Origin of the sequence: Streptomyces sp. NPDC059861 (assembly GCF_042731435.1) — a bacterium.
In the GTDB taxonomy this organism is placed as follows: Bacteria; Actinomycetota; Actinomycetes; order Streptomycetales; family Streptomycetaceae; genus Streptomyces.
In genome coordinates, this window is record NZ_JBHWJQ010000040.1 from 38,186 (window position 1) to 64,443 (window position 26,258).

At 70.6% G+C, this 26,258-nt stretch carries 22 protein-coding genes and 1 pseudogene; 8 read left to right on the forward strand and 15 right to left on the reverse strand.

The genetic code is table 11. The features are described from left to right. Nucleotides 1-3: 3 nt before the first annotated feature. Entirely contained in the window at nucleotides 4-639 is a 636-nt protein-coding gene (locus ACFV6X_RS28960; RefSeq protein ID WP_385388282.1) for a PadR family transcriptional regulator, read from the reverse strand. 186 nt (nucleotides 640-825) lie between these two features. On the opposite strand from ACFV6X_RS28960, the gene ACFV6X_RS28965 reads away from it, so the two are divergent. Next, the gene (locus ACFV6X_RS28965) at nucleotides 826-1,635 is read left to right on the forward strand and encodes a PhzF family phenazine biosynthesis protein (RefSeq protein WP_385388285.1); all 810 of its coding nucleotides are present in this window, start codon (nucleotides 826-828) and stop codon (nucleotides 1,633-1,635) included. A gap of 39 nt (nucleotides 1,636-1,674) precedes the next feature. On the opposite strand, the gene ACFV6X_RS28970 is transcribed toward ACFV6X_RS28965, so the two are convergent. Together ACFV6X_RS28970 and ACFV6X_RS28975 are read right to left on the reverse strand one after the other, a co-directional pair. Beyond that, nucleotides 1,675-2,475 (reverse strand): CPBP family intramembrane glutamic endopeptidase, encoded by an 801-nt coding sequence (locus ACFV6X_RS28970; RefSeq protein ID WP_385388360.1) that lies wholly within the window; start codon nucleotides 2,473-2,475, stop codon nucleotides 1,675-1,677. A 139-nt stretch (nucleotides 2,476-2,614) separates the two neighbouring features. Beyond that, entirely contained in the window at nucleotides 2,615-4,135 is a 1,521-nt protein-coding gene (locus ACFV6X_RS28975; RefSeq protein WP_385388288.1) for a glutamate--cysteine ligase, read from the reverse strand. A gap of 163 nt (nucleotides 4,136-4,298) precedes the next feature. On the opposite strand from ACFV6X_RS28975, the gene ACFV6X_RS28980 reads away from it, so the two are divergent. The 3 genes from ACFV6X_RS28980 to ACFV6X_RS28990 all read left to right on the forward strand — a co-directional run bounded on the left by ACFV6X_RS28980 (nucleotide 4,299) and on the right by ACFV6X_RS28990 (nucleotide 5,890). After that, complete coding sequence (locus ACFV6X_RS28980; protein ID WP_385388291.1) at nucleotides 4,299-4,445, forward strand: hypothetical protein; 147 nt, start codon at nucleotides 4,299-4,301, stop codon at nucleotides 4,443-4,445. Nucleotides 4,446-4,703: 258 nt separating this feature from the next. After that, nucleotides 4,704-5,297: a hypothetical protein gene (locus ACFV6X_RS28985; protein WP_385388293.1), complete on the forward strand. Its 594-nt coding sequence runs from the start codon at nucleotides 4,704-4,706 to the stop codon at nucleotides 5,295-5,297. Between the two features lie 386 nt (nucleotides 5,298-5,683). Then, nucleotides 5,684-5,890, forward strand: coding sequence for a DUF5999 family protein (locus tag ACFV6X_RS28990; RefSeq protein ID WP_365448143.1), 207 nt, complete (start codon nucleotides 5,684-5,686; stop codon nucleotides 5,888-5,890). A 122-nt stretch (nucleotides 5,891-6,012) separates the two neighbouring features. Here the strand turns inward: ACFV6X_RS28990 and kdpA (ACFV6X_RS28995) are convergent, their stop codons facing one another. The 6 genes from kdpA (ACFV6X_RS28995) to ACFV6X_RS29020 all read right to left on the reverse strand — a co-directional run bounded on the left by kdpA (ACFV6X_RS28995) (nucleotide 6,013) and on the right by ACFV6X_RS29020 (nucleotide 12,726). Beyond that, nucleotides 6,013-7,662, reverse strand: coding sequence for a potassium-transporting ATPase subunit KdpA (gene kdpA, locus ACFV6X_RS28995; RefSeq protein WP_385388296.1), 1,650 nt, complete (start codon nucleotides 7,660-7,662; stop codon nucleotides 6,013-6,015). Nucleotides 7,663-7,667: 5 nt separating this feature from the next. Next, a complete protein-coding gene (locus tag ACFV6X_RS29000; protein ID WP_385388299.1) occupies nucleotides 7,668-8,540 on the reverse strand; it encodes a potassium-transporting ATPase subunit C in 873 nt (290 codons plus the stop codon). 2 nt (nucleotides 8,541-8,542) lie between these two features. After that, complete coding sequence (kdpB, locus tag ACFV6X_RS29005; protein ID WP_385388301.1) at nucleotides 8,543-10,708, reverse strand: potassium-transporting ATPase subunit KdpB; 2,166 nt, start codon at nucleotides 10,706-10,708, stop codon at nucleotides 8,543-8,545. Continuing rightward, nucleotides 10,708-10,797: a K(+)-transporting ATPase subunit F gene (kdpF, locus tag ACFV6X_RS29010; RefSeq protein ID WP_385388304.1), complete on the reverse strand. Its 90-nt coding sequence runs from the start codon at nucleotides 10,795-10,797 to the stop codon at nucleotides 10,708-10,710. The genes kdpB (ACFV6X_RS29005) and kdpF (ACFV6X_RS29010) overlap by 1 nt, the downstream gene beginning before the upstream one ends. A gap of 99 nt (nucleotides 10,798-10,896) precedes the next feature. Next, the gene (gene lysA / locus ACFV6X_RS29015; RefSeq protein ID WP_385388306.1) at nucleotides 10,897-12,228 is read right to left on the reverse strand and encodes a diaminopimelate decarboxylase; all 1,332 of its coding nucleotides are present in this window, start codon (nucleotides 12,226-12,228) and stop codon (nucleotides 10,897-10,899) included. Nucleotides 12,229-12,240: 12 nt separating this feature from the next. Continuing rightward, nucleotides 12,241-12,726, reverse strand: coding sequence for an SAV_915 family protein (locus tag ACFV6X_RS29020; protein ID WP_385388309.1), 486 nt, complete (start codon nucleotides 12,724-12,726; stop codon nucleotides 12,241-12,243). Nucleotides 12,727-13,044: 318 nt separating this feature from the next. Between ACFV6X_RS29020 and ACFV6X_RS29025 the strand changes: the two genes are divergently transcribed. Then, nucleotides 13,045-13,611, forward strand: coding sequence for a universal stress protein (locus tag ACFV6X_RS29025; protein ID WP_385388311.1), 567 nt, complete (start codon nucleotides 13,045-13,047; stop codon nucleotides 13,609-13,611). Between the two features lie 83 nt (nucleotides 13,612-13,694). Here the strand turns inward: ACFV6X_RS29025 and ACFV6X_RS29030 are convergent, their stop codons facing one another. From ACFV6X_RS29030 to kdpF (ACFV6X_RS29055), 6 genes are all read right to left on the reverse strand, one after another. Next, nucleotides 13,695-16,238: a DUF4118 domain-containing protein gene (locus tag ACFV6X_RS29030; protein WP_385388314.1), complete on the reverse strand. Its 2,544-nt coding sequence runs from the start codon at nucleotides 16,236-16,238 to the stop codon at nucleotides 13,695-13,697. 2 nt (nucleotides 16,239-16,240) lie between these two features. Further along, complete coding sequence (locus ACFV6X_RS29035) at nucleotides 16,241-16,924, reverse strand: response regulator (protein WP_385388316.1); 684 nt, start codon at nucleotides 16,922-16,924, stop codon at nucleotides 16,241-16,243. Nucleotides 16,925-17,045: 121 nt separating this feature from the next. Continuing rightward, nucleotides 17,046-17,714 carry a potassium-transporting ATPase subunit C gene (locus ACFV6X_RS29040; protein ID WP_385388319.1) on the reverse strand — a complete coding sequence of 223 codons (669 nt, stop codon included), beginning with the start codon at nucleotides 17,712-17,714 and terminating at the stop codon, nucleotides 17,046-17,048. Nucleotides 17,715-17,719: 5 nt separating this feature from the next. Continuing rightward, nucleotides 17,720-19,819 (reverse strand): potassium-transporting ATPase subunit KdpB, encoded by a 2,100-nt coding sequence (gene kdpB / locus ACFV6X_RS29045; RefSeq protein WP_385388322.1) that lies wholly within the window; start codon nucleotides 19,817-19,819, stop codon nucleotides 17,720-17,722. Between the two features lie 32 nt (nucleotides 19,820-19,851). Continuing rightward, nucleotides 19,852-21,513: a potassium-transporting ATPase subunit KdpA gene (kdpA, locus tag ACFV6X_RS29050; protein WP_385388325.1), complete on the reverse strand. Its 1,662-nt coding sequence runs from the start codon at nucleotides 21,511-21,513 to the stop codon at nucleotides 19,852-19,854. A gap of 7 nt (nucleotides 21,514-21,520) precedes the next feature. Continuing rightward, entirely contained in the window at nucleotides 21,521-21,610 is a 90-nt protein-coding gene (gene kdpF / locus ACFV6X_RS29055) for a K(+)-transporting ATPase subunit F (protein WP_385388327.1), read from the reverse strand. Nucleotides 21,611-22,095: 485 nt separating this feature from the next. Between kdpF (ACFV6X_RS29055) and ACFV6X_RS29060 the strand changes: the two genes are divergently transcribed. The 3 genes and pseudogenes from ACFV6X_RS29060 to ACFV6X_RS29070 all read left to right on the forward strand — a co-directional run bounded on the left by ACFV6X_RS29060 (nucleotide 22,096) and on the right by ACFV6X_RS29070 (nucleotide 26,197). Then, the gene (locus ACFV6X_RS29060; RefSeq protein WP_385388329.1) at nucleotides 22,096-22,653 is read left to right on the forward strand and encodes a hypothetical protein; all 558 of its coding nucleotides are present in this window, start codon (nucleotides 22,096-22,098) and stop codon (nucleotides 22,651-22,653) included. A 547-nt stretch (nucleotides 22,654-23,200) separates the two neighbouring features. After that, a pseudogene (locus tag ACFV6X_RS29065) lies at nucleotides 23,201-24,001 on the forward strand (HAD-IC family P-type ATPase); the annotation flags it as partial. 240 nt (nucleotides 24,002-24,241) lie between these two features. Then, nucleotides 24,242-26,197 (forward strand): amino acid transporter, encoded by a 1,956-nt coding sequence (locus ACFV6X_RS29070; RefSeq protein WP_385388330.1) that lies wholly within the window; start codon nucleotides 24,242-24,244, stop codon nucleotides 26,195-26,197. The last annotated feature ends 61 nt before the right edge of the window (nucleotides 26,198-26,258 follow it).

The following is a 26,258-nucleotide window of genomic DNA, read 5'->3' on the forward strand; positions in this document are numbered from 1 at the left end:
GTGTCAGGCCTCGTCGGCGAGGATCAGATACAGCTTCTTGCGCGCCTCGTTGATGACGGTGAGCGCCTTCTCGCGCTGCTCCTTGTCGCCGGTCCTCCAGACCTGGCTGAAGGCCTCCATCAGTCCGAAGCCGGCCTGGCGGATCTCACCGAGAGCCTCCCAGTCGACCCCGCGCGAGGCCTCCTCCCAGGGGGCTTCCGGGCCCTCCTCGGCCGCCGTGCGGCCCGCCTCGGTGAGCGAGAACAGCTTCTTGCCGCCCTCCGACTCACTGACGATCAGCCCCTCGTCCTCCAGCAACTGGAGGGTGGGGTACACCGAGCCGGGGCTGGGCTTCCACGCCCCGCCGCTGCGCTCGGCGATCTCCTGGATCATCTCGTAGCCGTGCATCGGCCGGTCCTTCAGCAGGGCGAGGATCGAGGCGCGTACGTCACCGCGCCGCGCCCTTCCCCTCGGACCTCCGCGCCCTCGTCCGCCCCAGGGGCCGGGGCCGAAGCCACCGAAGCCGCCCGGGCCGCCGTGACCGAAACCGTGTCCGCCCGGACCGAACGGGCCGAAGGCCGCGCGCAGTGCGTCGAAGTCGCCACGACCGCGCCGGGGGCCCTCGTGTCCGTGTCCACGCTCGTATCCGTGGTTGTGCATGGTCATCACTCCATCTGTTCGTTGATCTAGCGCAGACCTACCGTTGACCTGTCGCGATGTCTCAACGATATATCGGAACAGCTCGGTGAGCAACGCTCATCGGCCGGGAGCCGCGCCCGGAATGGGTCCAGTGCTCGCGAATTGGCCTTGGCCTGCGGCTTCGCGCGGGTCCTAACGTCAGGGGCCATGCGGATTCGAATCGTCGACGCCTTCACCGACCGCCCCTTCACCGGCAACCCGGCCGGGGTCCTGCTCCTCGACGCGTTCCCCGAGGACGGCTGGATGCAGAGCGTGGCCGTGGAGGTCAACCACGCCGAGACGGCCTTCGCCCACCCGCTGCCCGAGGGCGGCGAGGCCGACTGGGCGCTGCGCTGGTTCACCCCGGTGGCTGAAGTGGCGATGTGCGGTCACGCCACGCTCGCCACGGCCCATGTGCTGCACACCACGGGTGCCTGCGAGGGCCCGGTCCGGTTCGCGACGCGCAGCGGCGTCCTCGTGGCCACGCCCCGGGAGGACGGTTCGATCACGCTGGACTTCCCCACCGCGCCGCTCACGCCGGTCGACGTCCCCGAGGGGCTCGCCGAGGCGCTCGGCGCGCGGCCGCTGACGGCCTTCGACACCGGCCCGAACGTCGGGGACCTGCTGGTGGAGCTCGCCGACGAGCGGACCGTCCACGCGCTGCGCCCCGATCACAGGGCCGTCGGCGCCCACTCGGCGCGCGGCGTCATCGCCACCGCCCGCGCGCAGGAGCCGGCCCTCGGGTACGACTACGTCTCCCGGTGCTTCTTCCCGAACGTCGGCATCGACGAAGACCCGGTCACGGGCAGCGCCCACACCGCGCTGGCCCCGTTCTGGTCGGAGCGCCTCGGCCGCGCCGAGCTGACCGGGCTGCAGGCCTCGCCCCGCTCCGGCCGCGTCCGCACGGAACTGCGCGGCGGGCGCACGCTGCTCGGCGGCCGGGCGGTGACGGTGATCGAGGGCGAGCTGCTCGCCTAGTAGGGCCTGTCGTTCGGACGCGCGGGCCCCGACGGAGCCTCAGGCGGTGGGCAGCCAGCCCACCTTGCCGGCGAGCAGGGCATATCCCACGAACGCCCCGATGTCGAGCAGCGAGTGTGCGACCACCAGCGGGCCGACGCGGCCCCAGCGCCGGTACAGATGGACGAAGACGACGCCCATCACCATGTTGCCGATGAAGCCGCCGATGCCCTGGTAGAGGTGGTACGAGCCGCGCAGCACGGAGCTGGCCGTCAGCGCGGCGCCGGGCGACCAGCCCAGCTGGTCCAGCCGGCGCAGCAGATAGCCGACGACGATGACCTCTTCGACGATCGAGTTCTGCAGGGCCGACAGGATCAGCACCGGGAACTTCCACCACACCTCGGGCAGGGCCTCGGGGACGACCGTGAGGTTGAATCCGAGCCCGCGTGCGGCGAGGTAGAAGGCGATGCCGCTGCTGCCGATCACCGCGGCGAGCACGGCCCCGCGCCCGAGGTCGGGCCAGGGACGGGTGCGGTCGAAGCCGAGGGTCCTGAGGCTCTTCCCCTCACGCATCAGGAAGTGCGCGACCAGGGCGACGGGGATCAGCGCGGTGGTGATCCCGAACAGCTGCCAGGCCAGATCGAGCCAGGGCCGACCCGGCGCGGCGGAGGCGTTGAGCGTGGCGGCCTGGTCCTTCAGCCCACCGGGCCGGGTGACGGACCCGGCGAAGCTGATGAGCGCGGACAGGGCGCTGGCGCCCAGCGAGAGCCCGAGCACGAGCAGGGTCTCGTCCCGCAGCACCCGCCGCGACGGCACCCCGCCCGCCGGGGCGCCCTTCACGGTTCCCGACTCACCCTGCACGCCCGCCTCCAGCCGAGTTGCCCAGCGCACATCTTCGTCCTGGTCCAAGACGTGCGCAGCACAGCCTCGCAGACGTACCTGTGCCCCGGCCTCCGGCCCCTGGTTCCGCCCCGGCCGCGGAGAACCGGCCGGGCGGCGCTCACGACGTCCGGGCAGCCGCCTCCGGCACCCCGACCGGCCAGGTGTGCACCGGCTCGCCCTGGCGCATCAGCTCGGCGTAGCGCCGCGTCGTCGCGGCCAGGGCGGCCTCGCGGGAAAGGCCGCTCTCCAGGGCCCGGTGGAAGGTCGCGACCTGCCAGGACGCGCCGTTCACCCGACGCCTGCACCGCTCGTCGATCACGCCGAGATACAGGTCCCGGTCGGCCGGTTCCACGCCCCAGGCGTCCAGCCCGGCCTCGGCGAGCGGCAGCAGTTCGTCGCGTACCAGACTCACCGCGTCCACCTCGGTCGTCCCGCCGTAGCGGCCCCGCCGCGGCCAGGTGAAGCGCGCCTCGATGCCGTACCGGCACGCGGCGTCGAAGTTGGCCTCGGCGGCCTCGAAGGGCAAGCGGGTCCACACCGGCCGGGAGTCCTCGGCGAGCGCGCGGATGAGGCCGTAGTAGAAGGCCGCGTTGGCGATGACGTCGGTGATGGTCGGCCCGGCGGGCAGGACCCGGTTCTCGACGCGCAGGTGCGGGACGCCGTCGGCGATGCCGTAGACGGGACGGTTCCAGCGGTAGACCGTGCCGTTGTGCAGCACCAGTTCGGCGAGTTTCGGCACGCCGCCCGCGTCCAGGACGGCCAGCGGGTCCTCGTCGTCGCAGATCGGCAGGAGCGCGGGGTAGTAGCGCAGGTTCTCCTCGAAGAGGTCGTACGCCGAGCTGATCCAACGTTCCCCGAACCAGGTGCGCGGCCGCACGCCCTGCGCCTGGAGCTCGGGCGGGCGGGTGTCGGTGGACTGCTGGAACAGCGGCGGCCGGGACTCGCGCCACAGCTCCCTGCCGAACAGGAACGGCGAGTTCGCACCCACCGCGATCTGCGCGGCGGTCGCGGCCTGCGCGGCGTTCCACACGTCGGCGAACCGTCCCGGGGTGACCTGGAGGTGCAGTTGCACGGACGTGCAGGCGGCCTCGGGCGCGATCGACTTCGACGTGCAGGTCAGATGCTCCACGCCGTCGATGTCCAGGGTGAAGTCCTCCCCCCGGGCGGCCACGATCTGGTCGTTGAGCAGGACGTAGCGATCCACGTCGGAGAGGTTCGAGGAGACCAGGTCGTCGCGTTCGAGGGTCGGCAGAATACCGATCATCACGATTCCCGCATCCACCTCACCGGCTTTCCGGTGGGCATATGCCAGTGACGTACGGAGTTCTTCCTCCAGCCGGTCGAAAACCCGACCCCCCAGCCGGTGCGGGGCGATGTTGACTTCCAGGTTGAACATGGCGAGTTCTGTTTGGAAGTCGCGGCTGGCGATCCTTTCCAGGACCTGACCGTTGAGCATTCTCGGCATACCGTCGGCACCGGCGAGATTCAGTTCGATCTCCAGCCCCATCAGGTTCTTGGGCCGATCGAACCGCTTCTCCTCCAGCAGCCGCTCCAGCCCCAGCAGGCACTGCTGGAGCTTGGTGCGGTAGCGCTGGCGATCGGACAGGTCGAACGCGCCCGCCACGACCTTCTCCCCCATCGAAGCGTCCCTCCTCGGTGGGCGGGCCGAAAGATCCGGCCGCCGGTGTCCGGGTCAGGGTGGATGATGCCCAGCCCCAGCGATCCATAACGCCCCCGGTGAACGACCGCAGCCGCTACTCTGGCCCCTTGAGCCAAGAAGATCGGTGGCACATTCACCGGGCATGACGCAGCATGCACTTTTCGACGTCGAGGACCTCGTGAAAAACGCCGACGAGAATTGGCCGACCGCTGTTCGGGCATTGCCCGAGGTCATCGCGGTGTCCCCCCTTCGAAAACGGGATGATTTCCACGTATCGCTGACCGAATGAACTCTTGTGCGAGTGCCCGGGAACGGTTAGACGAAACACCGGCTGAACAAATGTCGTATAAACTCGGTCGGCAGGGCAGCAGGCCGTCGCCCATGGTCGGAGGAAACTGTCGTCGTCGATCACGCCCGGCAGGCCTCACACCACACCATCGTTCGCGGACCCCGGCCTCGCCTGCCTCCCTGCCCTTCGTGAGCTGACAGCGCCGTCCGCCCCCGCCCCGTCGCGCCACCCTGCCTGTCGAATGAGAGGCGACCCACCATGCCGCTGCTTGTCCCCCCGGCACCCGCGCCCGCACTTCGCTCCGTCCTCACGGCCCTCGGTTCCCCCACCGCGGTCCGCGAGGCCCGAACCCCCGCCCTGCGCAACGCCCAGGGCCCTGTCACGCCCGAGCTGCCGCTGCCGGTCCATGTGCTGGACCGGATCACCACGAAGGGCGAGCCGGTCACCCGACTGGCCGGATGGCGCTTCCTGATCCGCTCCGGCGACCATGTGGTCGCCGCGGCGGAGAGCATGCTCACGCCGGACGGCTGGGCGTTCTCGCACTTCTTCGAGGGGCCGTACATCGTCTCCACCGAGCGCGCGCTGCGTCAGGCGGAGACCCTCACCCAGTCGTACCAAGCACGTCTGCTGTCCGTGCCGGGCCTGTACATGCTCACGCTCTGGCTCCACGGGGACCGCGCCTCCGACGGGACCGCCGGCCACCCCGCGGCGACCGATCTGCTCGTCCCGCTCGCTCCCGCCCCGCCCGGCATCGCGGCGAACCGCCCGCACCGGGTCGCCGAACTGCTCCCGGTGCTGACCCTCCGGGTGCCGCCGGCCCCGCCCACGCCCCTGCTCGGCTCCCCGGCCTGACCGCCGAGCGGACGTCACGCGGCGCACTCCGTCTCCCGTACCCCGTCACCGGATCACCGGTGGCGGGGTACGCCGCTGCCGCTCCTACGAGTTCCGCTTCGCTCGTACGAGCCGGGAACGCGGTCCGACCCGTACGGACTAGCCCCATCCGGCCACCCCGAACCACCCGAAGTGACAGTGCAGTTGGGATGAACCGTCCGCGCGGGTGATGCGTCATCAACCTGTGAGGAAGCGGTGCGGCGAAATCCCTGCGGAAAGCCGCCCGTGGGGCAACACTGGGTTCGACCGACTTATGACAACGGGGGGCGGCCATGAACGAAGCTTCACGCCGCGGGACAGACACGACAGCGATCACCGACGACACAACAGAGCGAAAGATCCCTTCCATGTGCCAGCACCAATCACCGTGCCCGACCGCCGACTCCGCCGACCGGGAATCCGCCCGTCTCGTGGCGCACCACCCGGAGCAGGGCTGGAGCCTGCTGTGCAACGGTGTCGTGCTCTTCGAGGACACCGGTGAGCTCCTGCCGGACGGCCAGATCATCGCCCCGCACCGGCTGCCCGCCGGCAGCCAGGTGATGACCGCCGCCTGAGCACGGACCGGGCGGCTCGCACCGCCCGGGGAGAACGAGGGGCCGGCCCGCGGACGTACACCGCGCACCGGCCCCGACGCGTGTTCGGCAGCGGTCACTGCCAGTAGTCGGTCATGCGCGCCCTATGTCAGGCCCTCCGCGAGCGGCCCCAGGGAGAGTGCGGGGAGGTAGTTCAGCAGCGCCAGCAGCAGAGCCGCACCGGTGGCCAGGACCACGAAGTTCACACCGCGGGCCTGCAGCGTGCCGACGGTGACCACCCTGGGTCGCTGCCTGGCCAGCCGCCCGGCGAGCGCCAGCAGGAACGCCATCGGCACGTAGCGGCCGATCAGCATCGCCGCCGACATCAGCAGGTTGTGGAAGTCGGTGGCGCCGTTGAAGCCCGCCATCGCGCTGCCGTTGCTGTTGACGTTGGAGGTGTACGCGTAGGTGAGTTCGGTCAGCCCGTGCGGTCCGGGATTGCCCATGGAGGAGGGACCGTGGCCGAGCGCGACCGCGAGCGCCACACAGGCGAGCACGACGGTCGGAGAGACCAGCGCGTACAGCACGACGTAGCGCATCTCCGCGAAGCCCAGCCGCTTGCGCAGATACTCCGGTGTCCGGCCGACCATCAGTCCCCCGATGAAGACCGCCACCATCACGGCGATGATCAGGCCGTACAGCCCGCTGCCGGTGCCGCCGGGAGCGATCTCGCCGAGCATCATCGCCGACAGCAGCACTCCGCCGCCGAGGCTGGAGAAGCTGTCGTAGGCCGCGTTCGCCGCTCCGTCGGCCGTACCGGTGGCCGCCACGCCGAAGAGCGTGGAGGCCGGGACGCCGAAGCGGGTCTCGGTGCCCTCGTACTGGCCGCCGACCGCCTCCGTGACCGTGCCGTTGTGGGCGCTCTGAGCCAGATTGCCGGCCGCGAGCAGCAGGCCGAAGAGGATGCCCACCACGGCGAGCAGGGTCCAGCTCTGCCGCAGTGAGCCGATCATCCGGCCGTAGGTGCGGATGAAGGCGGTCGGGATCAGCAGCATCAGCACGATCTCGATCGCGTTGGTGACCGCGGTGGGGTTCTCGAAGGGGTGGGCGCTGTTGGCGTTGAAGACACCTCCGCCGTCACCTGACATCAGCTTCAGCGGCTCCCAGGAGCCGACCGGGCCGCCGAGCAGGGTCTGCTCTCCCCCGGCGACCGTGGTCACGGTGTGCGCGCCGCCCAGGCTCTGCGGGACGCCCAGTGCGATCAGCACGATGCCGAAGACGACCGCCAGGGGCAGCAGGATCCGGAAGACCGATCGGAACAGGTCCACCCAGAAGTTGCCCAGCCGGTCGGTGTCGCGGCTCCTCAGGCCGCGGATGAGGACCAGCGCCACACACAGGCCGACGGCACCCGAGGCGAACGCCTGGACGCCCAGGCCCGCCATCACCGCGAGGTGACCGGTGGTCGACTCGCCCGCGTAGTTCTGCCAGCTGGTGTTGGTGGTGAAGCTGACCGCGGTGTGCAGGGCGAGCCGCCAGGGCATGCCCTCGTGGCCGGTGGACCAGGGCAGCCGGCCCTGCAGGGTGAACAGCGCGAAGAGGGCGGCGACGCTCGCCGCGCTGAAGGCGAGGAGCGCGAACAGGTAGTGCCGCCAGTCCTGTTGCTGGTCCGGGTCGATGCCGCAGACCTTGTACAGGACCTTCTCGGGGCGTCCGTGCCGCCCGCCGTCGAGGGCCCGCGCCATGTAGTCGCCGAGCGGGACGTGCAGTCCGACGACGACCGCGAGGACGAGGGTGGCCTGAAGCCAGCCGTACATGTCGGTCAGATCCCCTTCATGGGATGGGCGCGGTCGAGTGCCGCGTTGAGCTCGACCACGTTCACGGCCGGCTCGCCGAGGATGCCGAGGCCCCGGCCGGTGGTGGACGCGTCGACGAACTTGCGCACGTCGTTCTCGCTGAGAGCGCGTTCACGGGCGATCCGCGGCGTCTGGAGCGCGGCGTACGCGGGGCTGATCTGCGGGTCGAGACCGCTGGCGCTCGCGGTGACCGCGTCGGCCGGGACTCTCGGGTCGGCGGGCGCGTCACCGCGGATCGGGGTGACGACGGCATCGCCGTAGTCCTCGTCCGGATCGGCGCACTCGACGCCGACTCCCTCGTACGCCGCACGGAACGGCCTCGACGGGCAGGTCTGGTTGAGACTGACCACGCGGGTGACGCGGCCCGTGGTGCCGTCCTCGCGGAAGACACCGAGGACCGCCCCGACACCGTCGTGTGTGCAGTACGGGCGGGAGCCGTCGACCTGTTCCAGCTCGCCGACCGCCTTGCTGCGGCCGCACACCTCGGTGAGCAGGCTCTGCCTGCCGTCGGGGCCGAGGATGTCCACCGTCGACTCCGGGCCGAGGTTTCCGGCGGCCGAGGCGGAGGCGTCGTAGCCGTCGCCGGCGTGGGAGGGCCGGGGCTGGAAGTAGTACGGGATCGGGTTGCCGTCGCCGTCCTGGAAGGACTGGCCGACGAGCCTGCTGCCGCCCTCGGCGAGCGCGGAGCCGCGGGCGTTGTCCCGCAGTCCCGGCACCTGGGCGATCGCGGTCATCCCCAACGGATAGGCGAGACCGGTGAGCAGGGTGAGCACGACGACCACTCGGATCGCCGCCACGTGGTGGCCGATCCAGGCAGGCGTCCTGGAGAGGAGGTTCATGGTCAGATCCCCGGGATGAACTGGACTACGGCGACGTCGATGAACTTGATCGCGAGGAAGGGCAGGAGCAGCCCGCCCGCGCCGTAGATCCACAGGTTGCGGGTGAGCAGCTTGTCGGCGCTGCCAGGGCGGTAGCGCACGCCGCGCAGGGCGAGCGGGATCAACGCGACGATGATCACCGCGTTGAAGATCACCGCGGACAGGATCGCCGAGGTCGGTGAGTGCAGTCGCATCACGTTGACCGCGGCGAGGGAGGAGTGGACCCCGCCGAACATCGCCGGAAGGATCGCGAAGTACTTGGCGATGTCGTTGGCGAGCGAGAACGCCGTCAACGCACCTCTGGTGATGAGGAGTTGCTTGCCGATCTCGACGATGTCGACGATCTTGGTGGGGTCGGAGTCGAGGTCGACCATGTTGCCGGCCTCCTTGGCGGCCGACGTGCCGGTGTTCATCGCGACGCCGACGTCGGCCTGCGCGAGCGCCGGGGCGTCGTTCGTGCCGTCACCGGTCATCGCGACCAGCTTGCCGTCCGCCTGTTCCCTCCTGATCAGCGCGAGCTTGTCCTCGGGAGCGGCCTCCGCGAGGAAGTCGTCCACGCCCGCCTCCTCGGCGATCGCGCGGGCGGTCACCGGGTTGTCACCGGTGATCATCACCGTGCGGATACCCATCCGGCGCAGCTCCGCGAAGCGTTCGCGCAGGCCCGGCTTGACGACGTCCTTGAGGTGGACGACGCCGAGCAACCGCGCGGGGCCGTCGCCGACGTGTTCGGCGACAGCGAGCGGGGTGCCGCCGGAGGCCGAGACCTGGTCCACGCAGACGTGCAGTCCGGCGGGCACCTCACCACCGTTGTCCCGGACCCAGGCGGCCACCGCGGCGGCCGCGCCCTTGCGCAGCCGGTGGCCTCCCGGGAGGTCCACGCCCGACATCCTGGTGGTGGCGCTGAACGGCACCCAGGCGGCGTCGGCGTGCGCGCTCCGCTCCATGGCGAACTTCTCCCGCGCGTACTCCACGATCGACCGGCCCTCTGGCGTCTCGTCGGCGAGGCTGGACAGCAGGGCGGCGTCGGCGAGTTGCCGTCCCGTCACCGCGCCGATCGGGAGCAGCGCGCCGGCCCGCCGGTTGCCGAAGGTGATGGTGCCGGTCTTGTCCAGCAGCAGGGTGCTGACGTCGCCCGCCGCCTCGACGGCGCGCCCCGACATGGCGAGGACGTTGCGCTGCACCAGCCGGTCCATACCGGCGATCCCGATCGCCGACAGCAGCCCGCCGATGGTCGTGGGGATCAGGCAGACCAGCAGGGAGACCAACACGATGCCGGTGACGCCGTCCGCGGTGAGCACCTCGGTGTCGTGCGCGGCCCCCATGAAGTCCTTGGAGAACACCGCCATCGGCTGGAGCGTGACCACCGCGACCAGGAAGACGAAGGTCAGCATGACCAGCAGCAGGTTGAGCGCGAGTTCGTTGGGGGTCTTCTGCCGGTCGGCGCCCTCCACGAGGGAGATCATCCGATCCAGGAAGGACGCGCCGGGCTCCTGTGTGATGCGGACGACGATCCGGTCGGACAGCACGCGGGTGCCGCCGGTGACGGCACACCGGTCGCCTCCCGACTCGCGGATGACCGGCGCGGATTCACCGGTGATGGCCGACTCGTCGATGCTGGCGACGCCCTCGACCACATCGCCGTCGCCGGGGACGAGTTCGCCGGCCTCGACGACCACGAGGTCACCTCGGCGCAGTTCTGCCGCGCCGACGCGGTCCTCGACGTACCGGCCCGCGCGAAAGTGCGCGACGCCGCCCACCAGGCGGCGCGCGACGGTCCGGCCGCGCATGCCGCGCAGCGTCTCGGCCTGGGCCCGGCCGCGGCTCTCGGCGACCGCCTCGGCCAGGTTGGCGAAGACGACCGTGAGCCACAGCCAGGCGGTGATGAGCCAGCCGAACAGCGACGGGCGGGCGATCGCGAGTCCGGTGGTCAGGGCCGCGCCGATCTCGGTGACGAACATGACGGGGTGGTGGGCCAGCGTGCGCGGGTTCAGCTTGCGCAGCGCGGCGGGCAAGGCGCGCCAGAGCTGCTGCGGATCGAGCAGACCGGCGCCGATCCTGCGTGCCGGCTCCGGACCGGGCGGCCGTGCCGCCTCGGCGGGTCTGTCTCGGGTGGGTGCGGGCGCGCTCATCAGAAGCGCTCCGGCTTGATCAAGGCCATCACCAGGTAGGCGAGCAGGGCGATCGCGACGATCAGCCCCACCACGTTCTCGGCCGTCACGGGTTCCTCAGATGTCGTTTCGAAGGGCTTGGGCCACCTCCGGCCGAGGACGTGAGCGGCACTCGGCCGGAGGCGGTCTGCGGGGGGGGCCGCGCGGGCCTACAGACCCACGTCGCGGCTGCGGATGTCGTCCAGGGACTCGCGGCGGACCAGGAGCCGGGCGCGGCCGTCGGCGACGGCGGCCACGGGCGGTCGGCCGACCATGTTGTACCCGGAGGCCATGGACAGGTGGTAGGCGCCCGCGACGGGGACGGCGAGGAGGTCGCCGGGCCGTACGTCCGCGGGCAGTTCGACGTCGGCGGCAAGGACGTCTCCGGCCTCGCAGTGCCGGCCGACCACGGTCACCGGGGCCTGGGCCGCGGTGCTGTGCCGGCCGACCAGCCGGGGCGCGTAACGCACGCCGTACAGGGCGGGCCGCGGGTTGTCGCTCATGCCGCCGTCGACGGCGACGAAGGTGTGCGAGCCCGTGCGCTTCACGGCCAGGACGTGGTAGACGGCGACGCCGGCCGGGCCGGCGATGGCGCGGCCCGGTTCGATCACCAGACGCGGCACCCTGAGCCCGGCCGCCGCGCACGCCTCGGTCAGCTCGGTACGCACCTTGCGGGCCAGCGTGGTGAGGTCCAGGGCCGGTTCGCCCGGGCGGTAGGCGATGCCGTGGCCGCCGCCGAGGTCGAGTTCGGACAGCGCCAGGCCGTACTGGTCGTACAGGCGGGCCATCAGGCCGACCATGCGCCGCACGGCCGAGAGGTACGGCTTGACGCTGGTGATCTGCGAGCCCAGGTGGCAGTGCAGGCCGGTCAGTTCGAGCTGCGGCTGGTCGAGGATGCGGGCGATGGCGTGCTGGGCGTAGCCGTCGGCGATGGACAGGCCGAACTTCTGGTCGTCGGTGCCGGTGCGGATCTTGGCGTGCCCGCCGGCGCTGATGCCGGGTATCACCCGGACCATGACCTTCTGGTGCCCCTCGGGCCCGACGGCCGCCGCCAGCCGGGCGATCTCGGACGGGCCGTCGATGACGATGCGGCCGACCCCGAGCCGCAGCGCGGTCTCCAGGTCCCGGGGCGACTTGGCGTTGCCGTGCAGCACGATCTTCTCCGGCGGGAAGCCCGTGGTGACCGCCAGCTCCAGCTCACCGGCGGAGCAGACGTCGAGTCCGAGGCCTTCCTCCTCCACCCAGTGGACCATCGCGCGGCACAGGAACGCCTTGGCCGCGTACACGACATCGGCTTCGGGAAAGGCGTGCCGGTAGGTGCGGCAGCGTTCGCGCACTTCCGCCTCGTCGAGGACGTAGACGGGTGTGCCGAAACGCTCGGCGACGCCGGCGAGCTGTACGCCGCCCACGGCGAGTTCGCCGGGGTGCTGCTCGGTGGTGGAGGCCGGCCACACCGACAGGGCGTCGGTGGTGGCGACGGCGGGTTCGTGAAGCGTTGTCATCGTGCGGTCCTCTCAACCGATCCACAGCGCGAGCGCCGAAACGAGGGCGGCGGCACCGGTCGCTCGCAGGACGCCGACGCCCTGCGGGTTCCAGGAGGCGCCTCGCGGGGCCGTCGGTACCGGCACCGCGTGCGGCACGGGGTTCCCGGGAGCGGAGGCGGGCTCCGGGGCGGGCGAGGTCTTCGGCGCGGGCGCCGCGGCGGTGTTTCGGGCCGGCGCGGGTGCCGAGAACTGAGGGTCGATCGTGACGGTGGTGACCCCGAGCGGCGCGGTCAGCGCGCGCAGGGCGGGTTCGGCCAGCCGGATCCACGCCTGGTCGGGGCCCAGGGTCGCCCTGAGCCGCTGCTCGGAGGTGAAACCCACGGCCGTACGGTCGCCGAGGGGGGTGCGGAAGAGCCGCGCGGTGAAGCCTGCCGGTCCCGGCCGGACGGGAACGTGGAGAGGTCCGGCCGGGAACCGTTCGCAGGGCTCCGGGTCGTCGCACATGAGATCTGCCATGGGATGCCTCCTGGAGGATCCTGAACTGATTGCCTTCTGTGGCTGAAGGGCCCCGGAGCGGGGAGGCGGGCCGGGGCTCTCGCCCGACGCTATGCCCGGCGTCCGGCGGCGCCGACGGGTCATGACGCGATGCTGACGGCGAGCGGGCCGACGCTGACGGGTTGCTGACGGAGCGGCCGGTCGGTCTCGCCGGAAGGCGCTGGAGGCGTGCGAAGAAGTGACTTTCCGCCCGTTCCCGTCCCTCGCGCCGAGGTGGGATGAGGTGCGGCCGCACGCGGGAAGCGGCCGCGCGAGTGTGTGCGAGGGAACGGTGGCGCCATGTCCGATCACGACAACTCCGGTGCCGCGCGCGTCGTCGTCGGCGTGAGCGGCTCCCTGGGGAGTCTGACGGCGCTCGGGCGGACGGCCCGGGAGGCCCGGTGCCGGGGTGCCGAGCTGTGGCCGGTGCCGGCCTGGGAGCCGCCCGGCGGGCAGCTCGCCGCGAGCCGGTCCACGGCGTCGTGCGTCCAGGCGTACGAGTGGCGGGAGCCGGCCCGTGAGCGGCTGCTGACCGCCCTCCGGCGGGCCTTCGGCGAGCGGGGACACGGGGTGGTGATGTGTGCGCTGGTGGCCCAGGGCACGCCGGGGCGCGCCCTCGTGGACGTCGCGGACCGTGCGGACGACGTCCTGGTCGTCGGCGCCGGGCGCCGGGGGCCCTGGCACCGGGCGTTCGGCCCCTCGGTGAGCCGCTACTGCCTGGCCCACGCCCGCTGCCCCGTGCTCGCGGTGCCGCCGTCCCCGCTGGAGTCCGAACTGGCCGCCCTGCACCGCCGCAACGCCTGGCGGCTGCGGCTGGACACCCGGGAAGTCACCGACCGGCCGGAGTCGGTCCGACCCGAGTCCTGAGGCCGGGACACATCGAGTCCTGAGGCCGGGACGCATCTGGTCCGGAGGCCGGAAGGCACCACCGGCCGCAGGACCGTCCCTCGCTACGACACCACCTGCGTCGAATAGTCCGGACGGCCCGGTCTGCGGCCCGGCACCCTGCGCAGACTCAGCACCATGGTGAGGCCGCCGCCGGGCGTGTCCTCGGCGTCGAGCGTGCCGCCCAGCGCCTCGGCGAAGCCACGGGCGACGGCCAGGCCGAGTCCGACCCCGGCGCCGCGCGGGGCGTCGCCGTAGCGCTGGAAGGGCTCGAAGATGCGTTCCTTGGCCTCGTCGGGGACACCGGGCCCGCGGTCCATGACCCGTACCTCCACGCGGTCGTTGATGGCGCTCGCCGACACCAGGACATGTGTGTCCGGCGGGCTGTACTTGACCGCGTTCTCCACGAGGTTGGCCACCGCCCGCTCCAGCAACCCCTTGTCGACGTGGACCATGGGAAGCGTCTCCGGGATGTCCAGGTCCACGCTGCCCTCGGGAACGCCCCCGAGGGCCATCGGCACCACCTCGTCGAGGTCGATCTCCCGCAGCAGCGGCGAGACCGTGCCGGTCTGCAGGCGGGACATGTCGAGCAGGTTGCCGACCAGGTGGTCGAGCCGGTCCGCGCCCTCCTCGATCGCCTCCAGCAGATCCGCCTGGTCCTGCTCGGACCACTCGACGTCGTCCGAACGCAGCGACGACACCGAGGCCTTGATGCCCGCGAGCGGCGTCCGCAGATCGTGGCTGACGGCGGCCAGCAGCGCCGTACGGATGCGGTTGCCCTCGGCCAGCCTGCGCGCCTGGTCCGCCTCCTCCTGGAGTCGTCGGCGGTCCAGGACGACCACGGCCTGCGCGGCGAACGCGGCGAGCACCCGCCGGTCCTCGGCGGGCAGCACGCGGCCGTTCAGCGCGAGCGCCATGTGGTCACCGACCGGCATGTCGACGTCCGCGTCGTCCGGTGACGCGGCCGGCCGCTGACCCACGCTGCCCGCGCAGGTCCAGGGATCGACGTCGGAATGCCGCTCCAGCAGCCCCACGGACTCCATCCCGAACGTCTCACGCACCCGCTCCAGCAGTTCTTCCAGGCTGGTCTCGCCACGCAGCACGTTGCCGGCGAGGAAGGACAGGATCTCCGACTCCGCCCGCAGCCGGGCCGCCTGGTGGGTACGCCTGGCGGCCAGGTCCACCACGGAGGCCACCGACACCGCCACTCCTATGAAGATGACGATGGCGACGATGTTCTTCGGGTCGGCGATCGTCAGGGTGTGGACCGGTGGTGTGAAGAACCAGTTGAGCAGCAGTGAGCCCACCACAGCTGAGGCCAGCGCCGGAAGCAGTCCGCCGAGCAGGGCCGCCGCCACCGTGAGCGTCAGGTACAGCAGCATGTCGTTGGCGAGGCCGACCTCGGGTGTGACGGCGGTCAGCAGGAGGGTCAGCAGCACGGGACCCAGTACGCCCACGAGCCAGCCCCGGATGATGCGGGACCGGCCCAGGCGCGCGCTTCGCGCCACGGGCAGTCCGCGGCCCTTGCCCGCCTCGGCGTGGTTGATGAGGTGGACGTCGAGGTCGGGCCCCGACTCACGGGCGACGGTCGCGCCGACGCCCGGCCCGAAGACGTACTGCCAGGTCTTGCGGCGGGAGACGCCGAGCAGGATCTGGGTGGCGTTGACACCGCGGGCGAAGTCCAGCAGCGCGGCAGGTATGTCCTCGCCCACCACCTGGTGGAAGGTGCCGCCGAGATCCTCCACCAGGGTGCGCTGGACGGCCAGTTCCTTCGGCGAGGCACCGGACAGTCCGTCGCTGCGGGAGATGTACACCGCGAGCACCTCGCCGCCGGCGCCCTTCTCCGCCAGCCGCACGGCGCGCCGGATGAGGGTCCGGCCCTCCGGGCCGCCGGTCAGCCCGACCACGATCCGCTCACGCGAACCCCAGATCTTCGAGACCCGGTGTTCGTTGCGGTACTCGGTGAGGTACTCGTCGACACGGTCGGCCACCCACAGCAGCGCCAGTTCGCGCAGGGCCGTGAGATTGCCGGGCCGGAAGTAGTTGGAGAGCGCCGCGTCGACCTTGTCCGGCTTGTAGATGTTGCCGTGCGCCATCCGCCGGCGCAGCGCCTCGGGCGACATGTCGACGAGTTCCACCTGGTCCGCGCGCCGCACGACCTCGTCGGGCACGGTCTCGCGCTGCCGGATGCCCGTGATGGACTCGACGACGTCGCCGAGGGACTCCAGGTGCTGGATGTTGACCGTGGAGACCACGTCGATGCCCGCCGCCAGCAACTCCTCGACGTCCTGCCAGCGCTTGGCGTTGCGGGAGGCGGGGATGTTGGTGTGGGCGAGTTCGTCGACCAGCGCCACCTGGGGTCGCCGGGCCAGCACGGCGTCCACGTCCATCTCGCTGAACACGCCGCCCCGGTATTCGAGTTCCCGACGGGCGACCTGTTCCAGACCGTGCAGCATCACTTCGGTCCGCGGGCGGTTGTGGTGCTCGACGAACGCCACCACACAGTCGGTGCCCCGTTCGACGCGCCGGTGCCCCTCGGAGAGCATCGCGTACGTCTTGCCGACGCCCGGGGCGGCGCCGAGGTAGATCCGAAGCTTGCCGCGTGCCATGTTCACCCTTCGAAGCGGTAACCCATACCGGGTTCGGTGACGAGGTAGCGGGGGTGCGAGGGATCCGCTTCCAGCTTGCGCCGGAGCTGGGCCATGTAGACCCGCAGGTAGTTGGTCTTGTTGCGCTGGGACACCCCCCAGACCTCCTGGAGCAGGTGCTTCTGCGTGACGAGCCGGCCGGGGTGGGTGACCAGGATCTCCAGCAGATGCCATTCGGTCGGTGTGAGCCGCACGTCCCGTCCGTCCCGTACGGCCCGCTTGGCGAGCAGGTCGATGGTGAAGGCCGCGGTCTCCACCAGGGTCCGCTCGGGGGCGACGGGTGTCTCCTCGGTGCGGCGGACGGCCGCCCGCAGGCGGGCCATGAGTTCGTCCATGCTGAACGGTTTGGTGACGTAGTCGTCGGCGCCGGCGTCCAGCGCCACGACCTTCTCGTCGGACGCCTGGCGAGCCGACAGCACGACGATCGGCACCTTCGTCCAGCCGCGCAGTGCCTTGATCACGTCGATGCCGTCCATGTCCGGCAGTCCGAGGTCGAGCATCACCACGTCGGGCTGACGGGCGGCCGCGAGGCGCAGGGCCGTGGCGCCGTCGGGGGCCGCGTCCACTCCGTAGCGGCGCGCCTGCATGTTGATCACGAGGGCTCTGACGAGCTGTGGGTCGTCCTCCACCACCAGCACCCGGGTCATGGGTGTGCGCCTTTCGTCTCGAACACACCGGCTGCGGCGCAACCGGCCCCATGGCGGCGGGAGCCGGCCGTCCCGGAAGGTGTCCCCGGCCGCCGACTCCCGCGTGACTCACGTAACGCCATCAGCTCTTGGCCACTAGTTCCTTGAGCGCGACGTTCAGCTCCAGGACGTTGACCCGGGGCTCACCGATGAAGCCGAGCGTGCGCCCCTCGGTGTTCCGGTCCACGAGCTTCTGCACCTCGCCGACGGGCAGACCGTTCTTCTCGGCGACCCGGTGCACCTGGATGTCGGCGTACTGGGGCGAGATGTTCGGGTCCAGTCCGGAGCCGGAGGACGTCACCGCGTCGGCGGGCACCTGGGACGGCTTGACCGTCCAGCCGGGCACCGAGTTGTCCTTGACCACGGCGGCCTTGGCGTCCTTCACCCACTGGACGAGCTCTTCGTTGTCACCGGAGCGGTTGGTCGCGCCGGAGAGGATGAGCGAGTACTGGGTGTTGACGCTGTTGGTGCCCAGGCCGTTCTGCGGGCGGCCCTGGAACCACTGGAGGTCGGGCTCCGGGGTCTCCTGGCCCTCCTTCAGCGGCAGGTTGTAGGCCTGCCCGATCAGGGAGGACCCGACGACCTTGCCCTGGGAGCTGATCTCAGAGCCATTCGCCTTGTCGCTGAACAGTCCCTGAGCGACGCCGGTCACGACCAGCGGGTAGATGACGCCCGTCACCAGGGTCAGCACGAGGAGGGCGCGCAGGCCCGCCCCGAGCAACCGGGCGGTGTTCGATACCGAGTTGTTCATGGCGATCAGCCGATTCCGGGAATGAGGGAGATGATCATGTCGATGATCTTGATGCCGATGAAGGGGGCTATCAGGCCGCCGAGTCCGTAGATCCCGAGGTTGCGCCTGAGCAGCCGGTCCGCGCTCACCGGCCGGTACCGCACACCCTTCAGGGCGAGCGGCACCAGCGCGATGATGACCAGCGCGTTGAAGATGACCGCCGAGAGGATCGCGGAGTCCGGCGAGGACAGCTGCATGATGTTCAGCTTGTCCAGGCCCGGGTAGACCGCGGCGAACAGCGCCGGGATGATCGCGAAGTACTTGGCGACGTCGTTGGCGACGGAGAACGTCGTCAGCGCACCACGCGTGATCAGCAACTGCTTGCCGATCTCGACGATCTCGATGAGCTTCGTCGGGTTGGAGTCGAGGTCGACCATGTTGCCGGCCTCCTTCGCGGCCGACGTGCCGGTGTTCATCGCCACACCGACGTCGGCCTGGGCGAGCGCCGGGGCGTCGTTCGTGCCGTCACCGGTCATCGCGACCAGCTTGCCGCCCGCCTGCTCCCGCTTGATGAGCGCCATCTTGTCCTCGGGAGTCGCCTCCGCGAGGAAGTCGTCGACGCCGGCCTCCTCGGCGATCGCCTTGGCGGTGAGCGGGTTGTCGCCGGTGATCATGACGGTCTTGATGCCCATGCGGCGCAGTTCCTCGAACCGCTCCCGCATGCCGTCCTTGACGACGTCCTTCAGGTGGATGACACCCAGCACACGGGCCCCGTCGGCGTCCTCGACGGCCACGAGCAGCGGAGTACCGCCCGCCTCGGAGATCCGGCCGGCCAGCCGGTCGGCGTCCTCGGGAATCCGGCCGCCGCGCTCGTCCACCCAGGCGATGACCGAACCGGCCGCGCCCTTGCGGACCTTCCTGCCGTCCACGTCGACACCGGACATCCGGGTCTGGGCGGTGAAGGCGATCCAGTCGGCATGTGCCAGCTCGCCCTGGTGGCGCTCGCGCAACCCGTACTTCTCCTTCGCCAGGACGACGACGGAGCGGCCCTCGGGCGTCTCGTCGGCCAGCGACGACAGCTGGGCGGCGTCCGCGAGCTGGGCGGCCGTCACACCGCTCACCGGCACGAACTCCGACGCCTGCCGGTTGCCGAGGGTGATGGTGCCGGTCTTGTCCAGCAGCAGCGTGGAGACGTCACCGGCGGCTTCGACCGCGCGGCCCGACATCGCCAGCACATTGCGCTGGACCAGACGGTCCATGCCCGCGATGCCGATCGCGGAGAGCAGGGCACCGATCGTGGTCGGGATGAGACAGACCAGCAGGGCGACCAGCACGACCATCGTCAGGTCGGTGCCCGCGTAGTTCGCGAGCGGGGGCAGCGTGGCGCAGGCGAGCAGGAAGACGATCGTCAGCGAGGCGAGCAGGATGTTCAGCGCGATCTCGTTGGGCGTCTTCTGCCGTGCCGCACCCTCGACCAGTTTGATCATCCGGTCGATGAAGGTCTCGCCCGGCTTGGTCGTGATCTTGATGACGATGCGGTCGGAGAGCACCTTCGTGCCGCCGGTGACCGCGGAACGGTCACCGCCCGACTCACGGATCACTGGGGCCGACTCACCGGTGATCGCCGACTCGTCGACGCTCGCGACTCCCTCGACGACATCGCCGTCGCCGGGGATGATGTCGCCGGCCTCACAGACGACCAGGTCGCCGATGCGCAGCTCGGTGCCGGGCACCCGCTCCTCACGGTCACCCACGAGGCGTCGCGCCACGGTGTCGGTCTTGGCCTTGCGCAGGGTGTCGGCCTGCGCCTTGCCGCGCCCCTCGGCCACGGCCTCGGCCAGGTTGGCGAAGATCACCGTGAGCCAGAGCCACGCGCTGATCGTCCAGCCGAACCAGTCGGTCGGGTCCGTGAAGGAGAAGACGGTGGTCAGGATGGAGCCGATCCACACCACGAACATCACGGGCGACTTGATCATCACCCGCGGGTCGAGCTTGCGGAAGGCGTCCGGCAGCGACCTGACCAGCTGCTTGGGATCGAAGAGGCCCGCGCCGACACGGCCCTCTGCGGACTTGTGCCCGGTGGGTACGTCGCTGTGCGGCGCCCGGGTCGGAGTGGCTGTGGACATCGAGTCCTCTTGGTTCCGTATGCGAGTGGTCATCACGCCAGCCCCTCGGCCAGCGGTCCCAGCGCCAGCGCCGGGAAGTATGTGAGACCGGTGATGATGATGACCGTGCCGACGAGCAGGCCGGCGTAGAGCGGCTTGTCCGTGCGCAGGGTGCCCGCGGTCGCAGGCACCGGCTTCTGCTGGGCGAGCGAGCCCGCGAGCGCCAGGACGAAGACCATCGGCACGAACCGACCGAGCAGCATGGCGATGCCGAGCGTGGTGTTGAACCACTGGGTGTCCGCGTTCAGGCCGGCGAAGGCCGAGCCATTGTTGTTCGCGGCGGACGTGTAGGCGTACAGGATCTCGGAGAAGCCGTGCGCCCCGCTGTTGGTCATCGAGTTGCCCGGGGTGGGCAGCGCCATCGCGAACGCGGTGAGGACGAGCACCAGTGCCGGGGTCACCAGGATGTAGAGGGCCGCCAGCTTGATCTCGCGGGTGCCGATCTTCTTGCCCAGGTACTCGGGCGTACGGCCGACCATCAGACCGGCGATGAACACGGCGATGATCGCGAGGATCAGCATGCCGTAGAGGCCTGAGCCGACACCACCGGGCGCGATCTCGCCCAGCATCATGCCGAGCATCGTGATACCGCCGCCGAGGCCCGTGAACGAGGAGTGGAAGGAGTCGACCGCGCCTGTCGACGTCAGGGTGGTGGAGACCGCGAAGAGCGCCGAACCGCCGATGCCGAAGCGGACCTCCTTGCCCTCCGTCGCACCGCCGGCGATCTCGAACGCCGGGCCGTGGTGGGAGAACTCGGTCCACATCATCAGCCCGACGAAGGAGAGCCAGATCGTGGCCATGGTCGCGAGGATCGCGTAGCCCTGCTTGACCGAGCCGACCAGGACACCGAACGTGCGGGTCAGGGAGAACGGGATGACCAGGATCAGGAAGATCTCGAAGAGGTTCGTGAACGGAGTCGGGTTCTCGAAGGGGTGGGCGCTGTTGGCGTTGAAGTAACCGCCACCGTTGGTGCCCAGCTCCTTGATCGCCTCCTGCGAGGCGACCGCGCCGCCGTTCCACTCCTGCGTGCCGCCCATGAACTGGCCGACCTCGTGGATCCCAGAGAAGTTCTGGATCGCACCGAGGGCGACCAGGACGACCGCGCCGATGAACGCGAGCGGCACCAGGATGCGGACGGTGCCGCGCACCAGGTCCGCCCAGAAGTTGCCGAGGTCACCGGTGCGGGAGCGGGCGAAGCCGCGCACCAGCGCCACCGCGACGGCCATGCCGACGGCCGCGGAGACGAAGTTCTGCACGGCCAGACCGCCGGTCTGCACGACGTGGCCCATGGCCTGTTCGCCGTAGTACGACTGCCAGTTGGTGTTGGCCACGAACGACACGGCCGTGTTGAACGCCTGGTCCGGGTCGATCGCTGCGAAGCCGAGCGATCCGGGCAGGACGCCCTGGAGCCGCTGGAGCAGATAGAGGAAGAGGACACCGATCGCCGAGAAGGCGAGGACGCCGCGCAGGTACGCCGTCCAGCGCATCTCGGTGTCGGGGTTGGCACCTATGCCCTTGTAGATCCACTTCTCGACACGCCAGTGCTTGTCGGTGGAGTAGACCTTGGCCATGTAGTTGCCAAGGGGAACGTGGACGATCGCCAGTGCGCCGATCAGGGCGAGCAGCTGGAGTACGCCGGCGAGTACGGGACCCATGTCGTGCTCAGAACCTCTCCGGGAAGATCAGGGCGAGGACGAGGTAGCCGAGCAGGGCGACGGCCACGACCAGGCCGACTATGTTTTCGATGGTCACAGCTTCGTCACCCCCTTGGCGACGAGGATCACCAGCGCGAACAGCGCGATCGTGGTGACGACGAAGGCCAGATCGGCCATCGTGAACTCCTGGAGTCGAGATTCGAATGGACAAGGACTTGTAAGAGGAAACCGCCTCCGTGGCCGGTTTCGACCGCCGTTGACGGGTCCCTTACGGCCCACTGCGCGGCCTTGACGGGACCCTGACGGCGACCCTGCCTGCACGGATGGGGACCGGGCTTTCCGGGCTCCCGCCACCGCGGCCGGGCGATCACCGCAACGGGTTTCGGCCGCACGGAGCCCGCGGGGAGGGGGTTCGGGCCCGGTTCCGCGTGGCGGCTTCCGCCAGGGCTGGAGGGGGGCTCACGCACGAGCCCCGGGAGACGGCCACGGCGTGCTGCCGTACCGTCAAGAAACCCTCCCTCTCCCGTCAGAGCGCCATCAAGGCCCCTGGTCGTCGCTCACCGGGCCCCTACCGTCGGCCGCATGGGACACCGTGACGACCCGAGCCGGGATCTGACCGACCTGCCCGCCGGGCACCCCGCTCCGCCGGTCCACGACCGGCACTGGGCCCGTGACGTACGCAGCGCGGTGGGCTGCGCGGGGGTGCTGCTGGCCCTGCTCCTTCTGATGGACTGGGGCGTCGGCACCCTGACGGCGTGGCGCGCGGTGATCTGGGTCGTCCTCGCGCTGCTGCTGCTCGTGGTCCTCTGCCCGTCGCGCGTCTCGGCGGGCGAGGGATGCGTCGCGGCACGGTCCCCGCTGCGCACCCGCCGGGTCCGCACCGACCTGCTCGTGTCGGCGCGCTGCCCGGACGGCGTCTCCCAGCGGCTGCTGCTGCGCGACGCCTTTGGCGACCGGGTCGAGATCGACCCGCGGGTCCTGATCGACAACCCCGAGCTGTGGCACCGCCTCGCCGAGGACGCCCGCCGGGCGGAGGCGTCGGGCTTCCTCCTCTGCGGGACCACGGCCCTGAGCCGCGTCTCGGCCAGGATCGACGGCGAGACGGCACAGAACGTCTTCAAGGTGTCGGGCCTGGAGTAGATGCCTCAACGGTTGCCCGGTGAGAGGCAACCGGGCAGAACGTTGGGCTGCCGGTGCGGACGATGCCGCCTCGGCGCGGTTCGCGAGACGGCCGGGTAGCCGGATGCGCCTCCTCACGACGGCGCGGGCAAGGCCCCCGGACGGGGACCGGCAGACCGGATCTCACCGGCCCGAGCCTGGTCCAGAACGATCCGTCCGCCCGGCCCAGCACCTCGGTTCCAGCATCGCCCCGTCCCGCGACCCAGACCTCGCTTCCGACACCGTCCAGCCGCCCGCCCGCACCGCGGTCCCGGTCCGCCGCAGGTCGAGCCCGCACCCCGCCCGGTCCGCCGCAGGTCGAGCCCGCAGCCCGCGCCCGGTTCCCCGCCTCCGCACCAGCCCCGCCCCGCCCTCAGGAACGCGCTCCACGCCTGACCCGCCCGGACGACCCGGCTCCCGGTCCGCCCGGCCCTTCCGCCAGCGGCATCGAGACCACCATCGTCAGCCCGCCGCCAGGAGTGTCCTCGGGGCCGAGGGTGCCTCATCGCCTCCGTTCGCCGACTCGGTGGCCGCGGCCGGCGGCACGCCGCTGCTTGTGGCCCTGCGCGACTGGGACGGCCCGCGCGTGCTGGGCCTGATCCATCTCAAGGACGTCGTGAAGGAGGGCATCCTCGAACGTTTCGCTCAGTTGCGCCGGGCGGGCATCCGCACCGTGATGGTCACCGGCGACAACCCCATCACCGCCCGCCCGATCGCCCGGGAAAGCGGGCGTCGACGACTTCCTCGCCGAGGCCACTCCGGAGGACAAACTCGTCCTGATCAAGAAAGAGCAGGTGAGCGGCAAGCTCGTCGCGATGACCGGTGACGGCCCCAACGACGCACCGGCGCTCGCGCAGGCCGACGTCGGCGTCGCGATGAACACGGGCACGTCGGCCGCCAAGGAGGCCGGCACCATGGTCCACCTCGACTCCAACCCGACGAAGCTCATCGACATCGTCGAGATCGGCGAGCAACTCCTCATCACCCGAGGCGCGTTGACGACGTTCTCCATCACCAACGACGTGGCCGAGTACTTCGCCATCATCCCTGCCATGTTCGCGGGGGCCTACCCGGGCCTCGAGGCACTGAACGTGATGGGCCTGCACAGCCCGAAGTCCGCGATCACCGCCGCGATCATCTTCAACGCGCTGATCATCGTGGCGTTGATCCCCCGGCCCTGCGGGGAGTGCGCTACAGGCCCGCCTCCGCAAACGACCTGCTGCGCCGCAACCTGCTCCTGTACGGCGTGGGCGGTCTCGTGCTGCCGTTCGCGGGCATCAAGATGATCGACCTGCCGATATCGGGCATTCCCGGACTCGGCCGACCGTGACACTCGGTGTCCGTCCCTGAGGTCCTTGACCCTCACCCCATACGGCTCAACACGGCTGAAGTCCACGCGATTGCCACTACTTTGATGCGCCGATGCGCCCCACCGCCCAGTCTTAACGCAAGCTTGACGCCCCGAGCCCGCCCGACCGCAGGCCCAGGCGTCACTCTCCGCATACGCTGAGGGCGCCGTCCGACGTGATGGCCGGAAACCCACGTTGAGCCGCACATCAGGAGCACGTCGATGGCCCCGACCGAACACGCCGCGCCCGGCCGCCTGCGCGCCTGGATGCTGGAGGGGCTGTCCGACATGGGCAAGGCGGGCGGCCACCAGGGCCCGCACGCCCCTCCCGCTCCCCCGGCCGAGGGCCGCCCCTGGTACCGCGTGATGTGCCTGACCGGCGTCGACTACTTCTCCACCCTCGGCTACCAGCCCGGCATCGCCGCCCTCGCGGCCGGTCTGCTCTCGCCCGTCGCGACCGTCGTGCTCGTGATCGTCACCCTGGCGGGCGCTCTTCCCGTCTACCGGAGAGTGGCCGAGGAAAGCCCCCACGGCCAGGGCTCGATCGCGATGCTGGAACGCCTGCTCACCTTCTGGAAGGGCAAGCTGTTCGTCCTCACGCTGCTCGGCTTCGCCGCCACCGACTTCCTCATCACCATCACGCTCTCGGCCGCCGACGCCTCCACCCACCTGGTGGAGAACCCCAACCTGAACGACGCCCTGCACGACCGGCAGTTGCTGATCACCATGGTGCTCATCGCCCTGCTCGGCGCGGTGTTCCTCAAGGGCTTCCTGGAGGCGATCGGCGTCGCGGTCGCCCTGGTGGCCACCTACCTGGCGCTCAACGCCGTGGTGGTCGTGGCCGGCCTCTGGCACGTCGCCACCGAGGGCCATGTCGTCACCGACTGGTCCGGCGCCCTCACCGCCGAGCACGGCAACGTCTTCGTGATGATCGGCGTGGCCCTGATCGTCTTCCCCAAGCTCGCCCTCGGCCTCTCCGGCTTCGAGACCGGCGTCGCCGTGATGCCCCACGTCAAGGGCGACCCGAGCGACACGGAGGAGCGCCCCGAGGGCCGGATCCGCGGCACCAAGAAGCTGCTCACCACCGCCGCCCTGATCATGAGCGTCTTCCTGATCACCACCAGCTTCATCACCACATTGCTCATCCCGGCGGACGAGTTCGAGGAGGGCGGCCAGGCCAACGGCCGCGCGCTGGCATATCTCGCGCACGAGTACCTCGGCACCGTCTTCGGCACGGTGTACGACGTCTCGACCATCGCCATCCTGTGGTTCGCCGGCGCCTCGGCGATGGCGGGCCTGCTCAACCTGATGCCGCGCTATCTGCCCCGCTACGGCATGGCCCCGCACTGGGCGCGCGCGGTACGTCCCATGGTCATCGTCTTCACCCTGATCGCCTTCCTGGTCACCTGGCTCTTCGACGCCGACGTGGACGCGCAGGGCGGCGCCTACGCCACCGGCGTGCTGGTGCTGATCAGCTCCGCGGCGATCGCGGTGACCATCGCCGCCCGCAAGGCCGGACAGCGGAAGTGGACCATCGGCTTCGGCGTGATCTCAGTGGTGTTCCTCTACACCACGGTGGTGAACGTGGTCGAGCGGCCCGACGGTGTGAAGATCGGCGCCTGCTTCATCGCGGGCATCATGATCCTCTCCCTGGTCTCCCGGCTGGCCCGCGCCTTCGAGCTCCGGGTGACCGGCGTGACGCTGGACCCCATGGCGGAACGGTTCGTGCGGGACATCGCCAGCCGCAAGATCCGGTTCATCGCGAACGAGCCCGACAAGCGCGACATCGCCGAGTACCGCGACAAGATCGAGCAGATCCGCCAGGACAACGACGTCGCCGGCCCCGAGGATTTCGTGTTCGTCGAGGTGACGGTGACCGACCCGTCCGAGTTCGAGGCCGGTCTGACGGTCCACGGCGAGGTCCTGCACAACCGCTACCGCGTCCTGACCCTGGAGTCCTCCTCCATCCCCAACGCCCTGGCCGCCCTTCTCCTGCACGTCCGCGACGCCACGGGCAGCACCCCGCACATCTACTTCGAGTGGACCGAGGGCAACCCGTTCGCCAACTTCCTGCGCTTCTTCCTCTTCGGCCAGGGCGAGGTCGCCCCGGTCACCCGGGAGGTCCTGCGCGTGGCGGAACCGGACGTGACCCGACGGCCCCGCGTGCACACGGGCTGAGCTCCACTACGGCGACGGGCCTACGTCAGCACCCCACCGACCACCGACCCAGCCCCGCCGC

Coding starts and splice junctions, on each gene's coding strand:
- ACFV6X_RS29070 (WP_385388330.1), top strand. CDS start 24,242: ATGGCCCCGACCGAACACGCCGCGCCCGGCCGCCTGCGCGCCTGGATG.
- lysA (WP_385388306.1), bottom strand. CDS start 12,228: ATGACAACGCTTCACGAACCCGCCGTCGCCACCACCGACGCCCTGTCG.
- ACFV6X_RS29025 (WP_385388311.1), top strand. CDS start 13,045: ATGTCCGATCACGACAACTCCGGTGCCGCGCGCGTCGTCGTCGGCGTG.
- ACFV6X_RS29040 (WP_385388319.1), bottom strand. CDS start 17,714: ATGAACAACTCGGTATCGAACACCGCCCGGTTGCTCGGGGCGGGCCTG.
- kdpA (WP_385388296.1), bottom strand. CDS start 7,662: ATGTACGGCTGGCTTCAGGCCACCCTCGTCCTCGCGGTCGTCGTCGGA.
- kdpB (WP_385388301.1), bottom strand. CDS start 10,708: ATGAGCGCGCCCGCACCCACCCGAGACAGACCCGCCGAGGCGGCACGG.
- ACFV6X_RS28990 (WP_365448143.1), top strand. CDS start 5,684: ATGTGCCAGCACCAATCACCGTGCCCGACCGCCGACTCCGCCGACCGG.
- ACFV6X_RS28980 (WP_385388291.1), top strand. CDS start 4,299: ATGACGCAGCATGCACTTTTCGACGTCGAGGACCTCGTGAAAAACGCC.
- ACFV6X_RS29035 (WP_385388316.1), bottom strand. CDS start 16,924: ATGACCCGGGTGCTGGTGGTGGAGGACGACCCACAGCTCGTCAGAGCC.
- ACFV6X_RS28985 (WP_385388293.1), top strand. CDS start 4,704: ATGCCGCTGCTTGTCCCCCCGGCACCCGCGCCCGCACTTCGCTCCGTC.
- kdpB (WP_385388322.1), bottom strand. CDS start 19,819: ATGTCCACAGCCACTCCGACCCGGGCGCCGCACAGCGACGTACCCACC.
- ACFV6X_RS29060 (WP_385388329.1), top strand. CDS start 22,096: ATGGGACACCGTGACGACCCGAGCCGGGATCTGACCGACCTGCCCGCC.
- ACFV6X_RS29020 (WP_385388309.1), bottom strand. CDS start 12,726: ATGGCAGATCTCATGTGCGACGACCCGGAGCCCTGCGAACGGTTCCCG.
- ACFV6X_RS28975 (WP_385388288.1), bottom strand. CDS start 4,135: ATGGGGGAGAAGGTCGTGGCGGGCGCGTTCGACCTGTCCGATCGCCAG.
- ACFV6X_RS28960 (WP_385388282.1), bottom strand. CDS start 639: ATGCACAACCACGGATACGAGCGTGGACACGGACACGAGGGCCCCCGG.
- ACFV6X_RS28965 (WP_385388285.1), top strand. CDS start 826: ATGCGGATTCGAATCGTCGACGCCTTCACCGACCGCCCCTTCACCGGC.
- ACFV6X_RS29030 (WP_385388314.1), bottom strand. CDS start 16,238: ATGGCACGCGGCAAGCTTCGGATCTACCTCGGCGCCGCCCCGGGCGTC.
- ACFV6X_RS29000 (WP_385388299.1), bottom strand. CDS start 8,540: ATGAACCTCCTCTCCAGGACGCCTGCCTGGATCGGCCACCACGTGGCG.
- kdpA (WP_385388325.1), bottom strand. CDS start 21,513: ATGGGTCCCGTACTCGCCGGCGTACTCCAGCTGCTCGCCCTGATCGGC.